This window comes from Prevotella sp. P6B4, from assembly GCF_000619985.1.
Taxonomy (GTDB): Bacteria; Bacteroidota; Bacteroidia; order Bacteroidales; family Bacteroidaceae; genus Prevotella.
In genome coordinates, this window is the sequence record NZ_JHVE01000017.1 from 37,846 (window position 1) to 50,515 (window position 12,670).

Annotated in this window: 9 protein-coding genes and 1 pseudogene; 3 read left to right on the plus strand and 7 right to left on the minus strand. The window is 49.0% G+C overall.

Going from position 1 to position 12,670, the window contains the following annotated elements:
* Position 1 precedes the first annotated feature (1 nt).
* Positions 2–1,357: an MFS transporter gene (locus T491_RS0111425; protein ID WP_028904008.1), complete on the plus strand. Its 1,356-nt coding sequence runs from the start codon at positions 2–4 to the stop codon at positions 1,355–1,357.
* On the opposite strand, the gene T491_RS0111430 is transcribed toward T491_RS0111425, so the two are convergent.
* The 5 genes from T491_RS0111430 to T491_RS0111450 are packed head-to-tail and all read right to left on the minus strand — an operon-like array spanning position 1,347 to position 7,396.
* Complete coding sequence (locus tag T491_RS0111430; RefSeq protein ID WP_028904009.1) at positions 1,347–2,276, minus strand: endonuclease/exonuclease/phosphatase family protein; 930 nt, start codon at positions 2,274–2,276, stop codon at positions 1,347–1,349. The genes T491_RS0111425 and T491_RS0111430 overlap by 11 nt on opposite strands.
* Positions 2,273–3,670, minus strand: coding sequence for a Na+/H+ antiporter NhaC family protein (locus tag T491_RS0111435; protein WP_028904010.1), 1,398 nt, complete (start codon positions 3,668–3,670; stop codon positions 2,273–2,275). Before T491_RS0111435 ends, T491_RS0111430 begins: the two co-directional genes overlap by 4 nt.
* On the minus strand, positions 3,671–5,191 hold the full coding sequence (locus T491_RS0111440; RefSeq protein ID WP_028904011.1) for a peptide MFS transporter: 1,521 nt from the start codon (positions 5,189–5,191) through the stop codon (positions 3,671–3,673).
* A gap of 12 nt (positions 5,192–5,203) precedes the next feature.
* The gene (locus tag T491_RS0111445; protein WP_369699759.1) at positions 5,204–6,019 is read right to left on the minus strand and encodes a porin family protein; all 816 of its coding nucleotides are present in this window, start codon (positions 6,017–6,019) and stop codon (positions 5,204–5,206) included.
* A gap of 24 nt (positions 6,020–6,043) precedes the next feature.
* Complete coding sequence (locus T491_RS0111450; RefSeq protein ID WP_028904013.1) at positions 6,044–7,396, minus strand: LysM peptidoglycan-binding domain-containing protein; 1,353 nt, start codon at positions 7,394–7,396, stop codon at positions 6,044–6,046.
* A 211-nt stretch (positions 7,397–7,607) separates the two neighbouring features.
* Between T491_RS0111450 and T491_RS0111455 the strand changes: the two are divergent.
* Positions 7,608–7,907 (plus strand): annotated as a pseudogene (locus T491_RS0111455) (gliding motility-associated C-terminal domain-containing protein); the annotation flags it as partial.
* A 3-nt stretch (positions 7,908–7,910) separates the two neighbouring features.
* Positions 7,911–10,745 (plus strand): excinuclease ABC subunit UvrA, encoded by a 2,835-nt coding sequence (uvrA, locus tag T491_RS0111460; protein ID WP_028904015.1) that lies wholly within the window; start codon positions 7,911–7,913, stop codon positions 10,743–10,745.
* Positions 10,746–10,751: 6 nt separating this feature from the next.
* On the opposite strand, the gene T491_RS0111465 is transcribed toward uvrA, so the two are convergent.
* Together T491_RS0111465 and T491_RS16415 are read right to left on the minus strand one after the other, a co-directional pair.
* Positions 10,752–11,591, minus strand: coding sequence for a hypothetical protein (locus T491_RS0111465; protein WP_028904016.1), 840 nt, complete (start codon positions 11,589–11,591; stop codon positions 10,752–10,754).
* 30 nt (positions 11,592–11,621) lie between these two features.
* Complete coding sequence (locus T491_RS16415; RefSeq protein WP_081773358.1) at positions 11,622–12,617, minus strand: caspase family protein; 996 nt, start codon at positions 12,615–12,617, stop codon at positions 11,622–11,624.
* Positions 12,618–12,670: the final 53 nt, after the last annotated feature.

Genomic DNA, 12,670 nt, shown 5'->3' on the forward strand with positions numbered 1-12,670 from the left:
AGTGAATAAAGCTATCCGTCAACGATTAAACGACTCGCCTTTTGCGAGGTGGACAGTGCTCATCATCGTGGCTACAGCCATGATGATGGGCTATTTCGTTAATGACGTGATGTCGCCACTCGAAGCCATCCTCGAACAGCCCAGAAGTCAAGGAGGTTTAGGTTGGACACCCTCTGACTATGGTTTCTTCTCTGGCGCCGGCAGCTTTATCAATGTATTCCTATTGATGCTCTTCTTCTCGGGACTGATTCTCGACAAGATGGGCATCCGTTTTACGGGTGTATTAGCCTGTTCGTTGATGATCATCGGCACACTGCTGAAACTCTATGGCGTCACCACTGATTTCGACTCTACCAACATCATCATCTTCGGTTTCCAATTGCCCATGTCGGTAGCAGTTACATCACTTGGTTTTGCAGTATTCGGTGTAGGCTACGAGATGACTGGCATCACCGTATCGAAAGCGATGGTACGCTGGTTTACCGGCCATGAGTTAGCCTTAGCTATGGGCATTCAGTTAGCTATGGCACGACTGGGCACTGCTGCTGCCCTGAGTATTTCTGCTCCAATAGCCCGCCATTATACGCTATCCACACCATTATTGGTGGCGGCAGCCTTCTTGGTAATCGGTCTGCTGGCGTTCCTGGTATTCTGCGTGATGGATAAGAAATTGGATGATAACACAACATACCAAGCAAATGAAACCGATAGTGATTCAAGCGAAGAGTTCCACTGGGGTGATATCCTCATCACCTTACGCAATCCCGGCTTTTGGTTGATTACCTTATTCTGCGTACTTTTCTACTCGGCTGTATCACCATTCCTCAAGTTCTCTACCAAGCTGATGGTGATGAAATATGGCGTTGATCCGGATATCGCAGGTTTCTTCTCATCGATAGCCCCATTCGGAACCATCCTGATGACCCCCTTGTTTGGTGCCATCTACGATAAGTATGGCAAGGGCGTCACACTGGTCATTACTGGTGCGCTTATGCTTACCGCTGTCCACTTCGGATTCTCACTGCCGATGCATAGCAGCACGATTGCGATTGCGCTGATGGTGACCCTCAGCATCGGCTACTCACTGGCTCCTGCAGCCTTATGGCCATGCGTTCCCAAGATTATTCCCATGAAATGCTTAGGCACAGCCTACTCAATGATATTCTTTATCCAGAATTTCGGTCGTGCCATCATCCCAATGTTTGTAGGACGCGCTAACGAGGCTGATACCACTTATACCACTTCAATGCTGATTTTCGGCTTCACCGCCTTAGGTGCTTCACTGACAGCCGTTGCCATATTGCTTATCGATAAGCATAAGCACTATGGTTTGCAATTACCAAATATCAAAAAGTAAAGCGCACTATCAGCGGCAGATGATCGCTGTAACCAGACTGATAGCGCATGCCATTATAAGTTCTTTTGGGACGATAGCCACTATAGCGCGGTTCCTTTTCCAATAAGAAAAGCGGCGCATGAATCAATGCTGTATCCACTCTACTTGACATAACTGTAGTTGCCAGAACATGGTCAATGCTCTCCCACTCGCCCTGATAACGATATGTGCCTTTCACACCGTGGTCACCCTGCGCCTTCTTTGAGAGGTTCACCAGTCCATGCTGGGCATATATCGTCATACTCGGACTATCAGCACCATCATTGAAGTCGCCTGCTATCAGCAGCTGCGCATGAGGAACGACAGCACGGATAGAGTCAACCGATGCGCACACCCGCTCAGCTACCGCCATACGGAAAGGACGGCTGTATTTTTCGCCACCAAATCTACTAGGCTGATGCACCACAAATACATGGAGCGTATCGCCCGATACCGTCTCACCGCACACATACAAGACGTCACGTGTTGGTCGCATGCCAGTCACAGGCTGCACCCTAATGGAATAGTGACGAATCGGTGCAAACGTAAAGGGAGAATACAATAACGCCACATCGATACCACGCTGATCAGGAGAAGAGGTCATCAGGTATTCATAACCCGCATTTCGAAGTAACGAACGCTTTGTCAGATCATGCAACACCGAATCGTTCTCCACCTCACAGAGCGCTATCAGGTCAGGGATATGCTCATCCGAACAGGAAATCAGTTCCTGAGCTACGTTGTTCAGTTTATGCCAATAACGATAGAAATTCCAATGACGTGTTGCTTCCGGCAAGTATTCCGTATCTTGTTTTCCGTCATCGTGCATATAGTCGAACAAGTTTTCACAGTTCAGTTCGACCAATGTAAAGAATCCCGATAGTAGCAGACTGAGAATCATTTCCGTTTAATCTTCCACCCGAGTGCTGCTACAGCGATACTCGTAATAGGCGACAGGATATTAAAGAAACAGTACGGCAGATAGGTCAGCGTAGCCACACCGAGCACCGTACTCTGCGTAAGTCCGCAAGTATTCCAGGGCACCAGAACCGAGGTTACCGTAGCACCGTCCTCACAACTGCGACTGAGCAAACGGGCTTCGTAGCCACGGTTCTTATACACATCCTTGAACATCGAACTGGCCAACATGATTGACAGATACTGATCAGCCATCGCAATATTACAGAACAGTGACGTACCAACAGTCGATGCCACCATAGATGCTGTACCACGCACCCAGCGCAGCACTACCTTCATCAGATCCTGCAACTGTCCGGTAGCCGTCAGCGCGCCACCGAAAGTCTGTGCACAGATAATCAACCAGATAGTAGGCATCATACCGCCCATACCGCTGGTCTGCACCAGATCATTCAGCATCGGCACCCCCGTCTCAATGTTCGTACTGCCGTAGCACACCTGCATCATACCTTTATACGACGACAGAAAGCCATCATGACCAGATATCTGACGGATCAGCTCCAGCTGTACCAGCAATCCTACGACCGCGGCCAATAATATAGCCAAAAACAGCACCACCATCGAAGGCCAGCGACGCGCAATCATTACACCCGTCAACACAGGCACAAACAGTAACCAAGGTGAGATGACGAACGTATGCTGTAGGCCGTCCATGAATTCCTGCACATTGCCATGTCCTGATACATTCATCATCAGTCCTGCTACCAGGAAGATGGACAGCGAAATGATAAAGCTGGGCACTGTTGTGTAAAGCATGTAGCGTATATGCGTAAACAGCGGCGTACCCGATACACTCGAAGCCAGCACCGTTGTATCACTCAATGGCGACAGCTTATCGCCAAAGTAGGCACCTGTGATAATTGAACCGGCAATCCAGCCATCGTCGAAACCATGAGCCTTGCCGATACCCATCAAAGCGACACCTATGGTGGCTACAGTCGTCCACGACGAACCGATCATCAGACTCACCAAGGCACACAGCACACTGCTGCTCACCAAGAACACCTCTGGTCGGATTATCTGCATGCCATAGTAAATCATCGTAGGCACAATGCCCGATACCATCCAGGTACCACCGATGGCACCAATCAATAAGAGGATAATGATAGCCGGTGTACAACTGGCTATCTTATCCGTTATCTCTTTTTCTAGATTCTCCCACTCCAACCGCTTCGAGAAGTGACCTATCACCACACTCACTGCTGATGCCGCCAACAGCGACACCTGACTGGCACCATCCAATGTTGCGTTACCGAATACGGCAACGCAACATGTGATAAGTACTATCAGTACTATAAATGGGATAAATGAAATCATTTAGCAAACCTTTTCGAGACGCTTCATCATGGCGAACATAAACAGGGCAGCAACCACGCATACGGCGATGAACACGCCCCAAACCACTGTCAGGTTGATGTCGCCCCACAGGTAACCACCAACACCTACCAGTTTGTTACCGATGGCGGTAGATACAAACCATCCACCCATCATCAGTCCCTTCAGCTTTGGAGGAGCCACCTTCGATACAAACGAGATACCCATTGGGCTGAGCAGCAACTCACCGAATGTCAAGATCAGGTAGGTACCTATCAGCCAATAAGGCGATACGAATGTAGCAGCATCGCCAGCAGCCTTCTGCTCGTTTGGAGTCATCAGTCCCTGCGAAGCCAGCATCATCACGATGAATGCCGATGCAGCAACCAACATACCATAGGCAATCTTACGTGGAGGTGTTGGCTCCTTGCCCTTGCTAGCCAGACTACTGAAGATAGCCATCGATACAGGTGTAAGTGCAACTACATAGAATGGGTTGAACTGCTGGAAAATAGGAGCCGAAATAGCGACCTCGCCAGTAGCCTGAGTGTACTTATAGCCCAGTATGCCGAGTGCTACCAGGATGATAGCAGCCGAGATGCCTTTACCCTTTGGAGTCTTGCTCTGGAAGAGTGAGAAACCAGCATACACGATGAAGATGATCATCACTAGGTTGATAACATCGAAAGGCATAGTGTTGGCACCGGTAGCCGACTTAGCTGTAAACTCGTCAGCAAAGTATGTCAGCGACAGACCGTTCTGGTGGAAAGCCATCCAGAAGAAGATAACCACAGCGAAAACCAGACACAGAGCAACTACGCGCTGTGCTGTCTCCTCCTTGGTCAGTTCGGGCTCGTTGCTGGCAGCCTGAGTCTTGTCGGCCTTGCCATTGCCACCCTCAACATGGCGGAATGTGCCACGGAAGATGTAGTAGATAGCAATAGAGAGGATGAGCGATGCACATGCGATAGCAAAAGCAAAGTGATAGCTATCGTTAACGCTGGTACCCAGATTCTGCTGCGACCACTCCATGATACGTACGGCTGCCGTAGGAGCAAACAGGGCACCGATGTTAATGGCCATGTAGAACAGTGAGAAACCGGCATCGCGCTTGTTGGCATACTTTGGATCGTTATACAGGTCGCCTACCATTACCTGTAGGTTACCCTTGAACAGTCCGGTACCGAAACCTATCAGCACCAACGCAGCCAGCATCACTACCAGAGCGAATGTGTCGCCACCCAGGGGAATAGACAGTAGCAGATAACCAGCAAACATAATCAGGATACCGATGGTAACCATTTTGCCAAAACCGAACTTATCGGCCAGCCATCCACCTACGATAGGCAGGAAATAAACCAGCATCAGGAAGTCGCTGTAGATTTCGCCTGCCCAACCGGCGTCCAAACCATAGTTAGCTCTCAAAAACAATGCAAATACGGCGAGCATGGTGTAATAACCGAAGCGCTCACCAGTGTTGGCCAAGGCCAACGCAAATAAACCTTTGGGTTGATTTTCGAACATAAATTAATTATTTTATTTGATTTTAGAATTCTTTGTTCTTATCACATCGAAGAGATAGGTACACTTGATAACGATATTACCGAAGTTGGAACGTGAGAAATAGTCACGTTTAGTATTACCATAGATATTACCCAGACCATAATAGTAACGACCCTCTATCATGAAATGACCGAAATGACGGTTGCTGAACTCCAGACCAGCACCGACAGCGATGCCATAGTCGAACTTATTCTCAACAACCATCGTATCCTGTGCCACCACCTGCGATGATCGCAGACTACCATACTGATAATCCTTACTCTCTGGATTAAAGGCATCCTCACGCACATCAAAGTTGGTCGTGGTCTTCTCATTCAGGAAGAATCCGATCTGCGGTCCTAAATGGATGAACGCTTGCAGACCATTACGCTCACGTCCCCAACCCAGTCGGGCTAACAAGGGTATCTGCACGTAGGTCATCGAACGCTGATAAGCCAGATTCCGAGTAGGATCGGTATGCAATGGAACAGGCTGATCCTGCTTGTCCAATATCTTCTCCTTCCAACCTATCTGTGCAAAGTTCAACTCTGCCGTAACGGCACAGATGCTACTAAAATATTTCTCACACGTATAACGCGCTGTCAGACCTCCGGTGATACCGCCTAACTGTGATTGTGGCACCTTGGTTACAAATGCCACATTACTCATCACGTATCCGCCGTTTACACCAACGGCCAGGTCATTACGGTAATCACCTACCTGCGCAGAAGCTGTGAACAATGAACAGTAAATAGTGAATAGCATCACTATAGTCACCCGCACATACTTCGCATTCAAAATATATCTCATCATTATTTCAGTCAACACTATTCACTAAAACTTGATTGTTTCAACCCTATTGTCGGGTGTGTAGTGAACAAACAATTGTGTATTATTTCTCAAACCGCCACTGCCATAGCGCTCAAACTGCAAAGGTGTTTGTACATAGTCAGGATGACTCTTGACACCCATAAACTTCCTACCCTCACGATGCATACCGGTCAGGAAATAGTAAGCATGATCGAAACCGGTAATAGCCAATCGTGGCAAGCGATTCTGCATGTCGGTATGGAAATTCCAACGGAACTTCTGCTGCAAACGCTTGGTCGATGCCGACAAAGGATTGTAGTAGAACACCGAAGGGATATATGTATTAAACTTGTAGAAATTCTCCAAATGTGTACGGGTATACATGAGCCAGTCGGTATAACCGAACATATTGATCACCAGATCGGGATCGGTTACCTTCAGACCATTAAGCTTCGAGAAGGCGATGCCCAATTCGGGCGAGCGCCCAGTATTCAGCACCACCACATTGGGTTTGGTACGGCTGAAAGCCTTCGAGAAATCACTCTCGCCCGATTTGAGGTTTGTAATCGAGCATGTCATCTTTTCCTGCTCCAACTGTCGGCGCAATGCCGTCGTAAAACTCCCCTTCTGACTGGTCGAATCATTACAATCAATGATTACCGTGTGGTAATTCTTAAAGCCGCGAACAAAGTGAGAAATCGTTGAAGCGTTCTGCGTCACATGACTTTGATAAACCTGAAAAATATATTGGTTATCAGCCAGTTGCGGCGCATTAATCGAAAAAGGAATTAATAGTTTAATCTTATGTTTAGCCACAAAAGCCGACATCGCATCCATCTGTTTTGAATAGAGCGGACCGATAATCAGGTCACACTTAGCAGCAGCCTCGTCATGCAGTATCTGATGGATATCGCCATCCTCAGCAGCATTCCAGGCATGCACATCAACCGAGATGCCACGCTGCTTCAAGCTGTCGCACGCCATCAACACGCCACGATAGTATTCCACCATACGTTTGCCGTCGCCATTCACATTGTGCAGCGGCAGTATCACACCCAGTCGGATGGCACGCTTACGGATATCGTCTGTTTCATCGGGATCGGCATCCTTCACCACAGCCGTTGCCAGCTGCTGCTTTGGAAAAGGGATACGTAGCACCGTGCCTTTCTTCAGATTGAAATCGGGCTCCTTCATCTCGGGGTTAGCCTCCATCAGCTGGTCGATGGTGATCTCATACATACGCGATATGCCGAAGATGGTCTCCTTCTTCTTCACTTTATGCAGTCCGCGTATCTGTTCACCCTTTTGAGCCGAGGCCACACCAACTGCTATCCAGAAGGCGGAAAAGAACAAAAAATATCTTAAAACTCGAGTCATAAATTCAAATTTTAGTCATTTCGCGTACAAAAGTACAAAATAATTGTGAATTGGGGTAGAATATTTATGAATTATTTAGTAACTTTGCACTTTAAACAAGTAAAAAATGAGATTTCAGCAGATAATCTTCACCGTTTGGGCCATGTTTGCCTCGCTTTTGGCCTGCGCACAGACCGACACAAGCGCCACCGACTCGACAGCCACCACAGGCTCCGAGAGCAAGCTTATCATGCCTAATGCATTCTCGCCCAACAACGACAGTCATAACGACATCTACCAACCCAAGGAGTACAAGAACCTGGTAGAGTTCCACGCCTATATATTTAATAGGTGGGGACAGAAACTCTACGAGTGGAGCGACCCCTCTACAGGTTGGGACGGCACCTATAAGGGGCATGCTGTCAAAGAAGGTGTTTACTATGTACTGGTGAAGGCTCGCGGTGCTGATGATGTGGTGTATAACATCCGCAAGGACGTGAATCTGCTGAGAGGGTATTTTTCAAGTGAATAGTTGATGAAAAGAGAAGACGATAAGATAAACGTGTACGGCGCACGCGTACACAACCTGAAGAATATTGATGTAGAGATTCCCCGCAACTCCCTGACCGTGATTACCGGTCTGAGTGGTAGCGGCAAGTCATCGTTGGCGTTCGACACAATCTTTGCCGAAGGCCAGCGCCGTTATATCGAGACGTTCTCCGCTTATGCACGAAATTTTCTCGGAGGTATGGAACGCCCCGATGTTGATAAAATTACTGGTCTGTCACCGGTTATCAGCATCGAGCAGAAAACCACCAACAAGAACCCACGTTCTACAGTGGGAACCACTACCGAGATATACGACTACCTACGCCTGCTCTTTGCGCGTGCAGGTCGTGCTTACAGCTTTGCCACTGGCGAAGAGATGGTGCGCTATACAGAAGAGCATGTGCTCGACATGATCACCCACGATTATGCCGGTCATAAGATTTATATCCTGGCACCTGTTGTACGCAGTCGCAAGGGTCACTACCGTGAACTGTTCGAGAGCATGCGCCGCAAAGGCTACCTGCATATCCGTGTAGATGGCGAATTGAAAGAGATTACCCAAGGCATGAAGGTGGACCGTTACAAGAATCACGACATCGAAGTTGTGATTGACCGCATGAAAGTGGCTGAGACACCAGATATTGAACGCCTGCAGAAGACTATTTCACTCGCCATGAAACAAGGCGACGGGCTGATTATGATCCTCGATCAGGACACTGGCGAACTGAAGCATTTCTCTAAACGTCTGATGTGTCCCACGACAGGTATCAGCTATAGCGACCCTGCGCCCAACAACTTCTCATTCAATTCACCTCAAGGCGCCTGTCCTCACTGTAAGGGCTTAGGTGTCATCAACGAGATCGACCTTGACAAGGTCATCCCCAACAAAAATGCCACTATCCGCGAAGGCGGTATCGTACCCTTAGGCAAATACAAGAATCAGATGATCTTCTGGCAGATTGAGGCCATCCTGAAGAAATACGAGTGCGACCTCAATACGCCTATCAACGATATCCCTGACGATGCCATGACAGAAGTGCTTTACGGCTCGCTCGAAGATGTGCGCATCAGCAAGGAACTCATACACACCACGAGCGACTACTTCGTATCGTTCGACGGCATCATCAAATACCTGCGTACGGTAATGGAGAGTGATGACTCGAGTGCCGGGCAGAAGTGGGCCGACCAGTTTCTGGCCGAATGCGCCTGCCCAGAATGCCATGGCCAGCGTCTGAACCGTGAGGCCCTCTCTTATACAGTGGGGGGACGTAACATTGCTGAATGGGCCACGATGGACCTGAAGGACCTGCGTCAATGGATTGATGAACTGGAAGGCAGTGACAAACTCACCTCCCAGGAGCACAAGATTGCCAAGGAAATCCTGAAGGAGATCAAAACCCGACTCGATTTCCTACTTGAGGTGGGGCTTGACTACCTGTCGCTCAACCGCCAGTCGGCTTCGCTCTCAGGCGGTGAGAGCCAGCGCATTCGTCTGGCTACCCAGATTGGTTCACAACTCGTCAATGTGCTCTATATCCTCGACGAGCCCAGTATCGGTCTGCATCAGCGCGACAACGAACGACTCATCAGTTCACTCAAGGAACTACGCGACATCGGCAATACTGTAATCGTTGTTGAGCATGACGAGGATATGATGCGCAGTGCCGACTATGTGGTAGATATCGGTCCACGAGCTGGTCGCAAAGGCGGTGAAGTGGTATTCCAGGGCACACCTGCCGAACTGTTGAAGACCAACACGCTCACAGCACAGTATCTGAATGGCTCACTCACCATTCCCTGCGGCGAACGTCGTAAAGGTTCTGGCCAAAGCCTCGTACTGAAAGGCTGCACTGGCAATAACCTCAAGCATATTGATGCCGAGTTTCCTCTCGGCAAATTGATTGTAGTGACAGGCGTCAGTGGTTCCGGCAAGTCAACACTCATCAACGAGACGCTGCAACCCATCCTGTCGCAGCACTTCTACCGCTCACTGAAGCGCCCCATGCCTTACGACAGTATCGAGGGACTTGACTTGATTGACAAGGTGGTTAGTGTCGACCAAAGCCCTATTGGTCGCACGCCGCGTTCTAACCCCGCCACCTATACTGGCGTGTTCAGCGATATCCGTTCGTTGTTTGTAAACCTGCCCGAAGCCAAGATTCGTGGTTACAAACCCGGCCGCTTCTCATTCAATGTGAAAGGCGGTCGCTGTGAAACGTGTGGTGGCAACGGCTATAAAACCATCGAAATGAATTTCCTGCCCGACATCCAGGTTCCCTGCGAGGACTGTCATGGCAAACGCTATAACCGCGAGACACTCGAAGTGCGCTACAAAGGCAAGTCGATAGCCGACGTACTCGATATGACCATCAATCAGGCAGTAGAATTCTTCGAGAACGTGCCCGACATCCTGCGCAAGATCAAGAGTATACAGGATGTGGGCTTAGGCTATATCAAACTGGGCCAGCCCTCCACGACCCTTTCCGGTGGTGAAAGCCAGCGCATTAAATTAGCCACCGAGCTCTCTAAACGTGATACCGGCAAGACCATGTATATCCTCGATGAGCCCACCACAGGTCTGCATTTCGAGGATATCCGTATCCTGATGCAGGTACTGCAGCAGTTGGTTGATCGTGGCAATACCGTGATTATTATCGAACACAACCTCGACGTCATCAAACAGGCCGACTGGATTATCGATATCGGTCCAGATGGTGGTCGTGGAGGTGGAGAGATACTCTGTGCAGGCACCCCTGAAGAGGTAGCAAATAATAAGCGGGGCTACACACCCCGCTTCATTAAACAAGCACTCAAAAAATAAGCGAATTTAGTTCAACAGATTGCCCAGTCCGCCAAGGATATCCTTCTTGGCACGGCTGCGTACAGTGATCTTCTGCTGGTTTTCGAAAGCCGACTTGATGGCAGGACCACCACTCTTGGTAGAGCAGCGCGACATCGTGCCGCTTACCACTTCGATAACCTTGATCTCACCGATCTTGCGATCTACATTCTCGCCAGCAACCTGAATCTGTCCGAACACCTCGAAAATCTGTCCGTTCTCAACACCCATATTGCTACCGATGTTGATATAGCAGGTTTTCACACCCTTCTTGGCGTCAACCTCGTCGAGTGCTTTAACAGTAGCCTCAACCTTGAAGTTATTCTGCACGAAACGCTCCATACGACCTTTAGCGCCATTGGCTGCTGCCGTGATAGCCTCAGTCTCCGAATCACCGGTACTGCTATTGGTATAAGTCTCCGAGATGGCTGTCACACCAGTCTCTGTATTAATCAGCGTGAGCGTATAGTTCACATTACCCTCATAGTAATAAGTAGTCTTGCCACTAACGGTCGACGACTTGTGAGCACTGCTCACTGAATTCAGGATGCCTTCAACCAACCAGCCGATACCATTATCACCCAGATATACCAACAGGTCGTTCTTCACTGTGGGCAGATCAGTCATCGTGCCAGCATCTACCACGTTAAGGCGGTTTGTACCAACCAGTCCCGATACAACCGACTGCTGTACGGCATTAGCAACAGCATCCTTGCCTGAGCTCTTATTGGTAAACTGTTGTACCAGTACGGCAGGCTTGTCATCTTGGGCCATAGCGCCCATTGCACTCAGCAGCATTGCTGCCATCACAAATAGCTTTTTCATCATAGGTAAATATTTATAATTTTGAAGATTAAATTATTCCTCATTAGTTGTTGTCGTTCTCCTCTTCAGGAACGACTTCTGTGCAGGTCTCTGCTGTGCTGGTGTAGCCTGCTGTGCTCCCTGCTGAGCAGCCGGTGTCTGTGTAGTTGGTACAAACTTGGGCATGTTCTCAAACTTCTTGGCAGCCTTGTCGGCCATCATCCACTTACGCCAGTCGGTAGAGCCTACAGGCGCTGTCACAGTGGGAGTCTGACTCTTGTCGTTGGTTACAATCGATGTCTCCGACACCTTCTCGGTCACATAGTCACTCAGATCGCCTAACGATACGGCGCCACCGCTCTTTTGAAGTTTGTCAAGCAGGAAGTAGGTAAACAATCCGTGTTCTTTCGATTTGAGCGGATAGGCAGTCTCGTTGCCCTGTGCAGCCGAGAATACCACCATGTTACCCGTCACTGGAGCGCTTTTGGCCTTGATAGCCACGCCACGTGCAGCCTTCATCATGTCGCCCTCACGCTTCGAACCGCTAAAGCAGGCATCCAGAAACACCAGAGTCTGCTTGGCGGGCATCGCCCCTAAGCGTTTGTAGAGAACCTCGGTAGATAGACCGCTTGAAGGTTCGGTGCTATAGCCATCTACCGGCAGCAGATAAGCTTTCTTACTGTCCTCGTCGGGCATGCCGTGTCCACTATAGTACACGATGGCACGCGCCTGCTGTTTCTTCACGTTGATAATCTTCTCCAACCATGCCAGGTTGTAGTTCATATCATTGAGCGAGGCATCAGCCACATACTTGATATTCTGCTCGGGCACGCCAAGCGTCTTTATCAGATAGCGCTTAAAGATAGCGCCATCGTTCAGAGCGAAAGGCACAGCGGCCTCGTGCTTATAATGCTCATTCGAAATAATTACGGCAAAGGTATTAGGATCCTCAACCTCGTTTACTGCCACATAGGTATCCACATCCTTCTGGGCCCATCCCATCTGGATAAATACCGAAAACGCCATTGTCAAAAATATCAATCGCTTCATACATTTATAGTTTTTACAGTTTTGTTATGCTATCGTCTGCAAATATAAGCACT

Bases quoted from the DNA above. Each gene is read 5' to 3' on its own strand.
- T491_RS0111430 (WP_028904009.1), bottom strand. From the start codon at position 2,276: ATGATTCTCAGTCTGCTACTATCGGGATTCTTTACATTGGTCGAACTG.
- T491_RS0111435 (WP_028904010.1), bottom strand. From the start codon at position 3,670: ATGATTTCATTTATCCCATTTATAGTACTGATAGTACTTATCACATGT.
- T491_RS0111440 (WP_028904011.1), bottom strand. From the start codon at position 5,191: ATGTTCGAAAATCAACCCAAAGGTTTATTTGCGTTGGCCTTGGCCAAC.
- T491_RS0111445 (WP_369699759.1), bottom strand. From the start codon at position 6,019: ATGAGATATATTTTGAATGCGAAGTATGTGCGGGTGACTATAGTGATG.
- T491_RS0111450 (WP_028904013.1), bottom strand. From the start codon at position 7,396: ATGACTCGAGTTTTAAGATATTTTTTGTTCTTTTCCGCCTTCTGGATA.
- uvrA (WP_028904015.1), top strand. From the start codon at position 7,911: ATGAAAAGAGAAGACGATAAGATAAACGTGTACGGCGCACGCGTACAC.
- T491_RS0111465 (WP_028904016.1), bottom strand. From the start codon at position 11,591: ATGATGAAAAAGCTATTTGTGATGGCAGCAATGCTGCTGAGTGCAATG.
- T491_RS16415 (WP_081773358.1), bottom strand. From the start codon at position 12,617: ATGAAGCGATTGATATTTTTGACAATGGCGTTTTCGGTATTTATCCAG.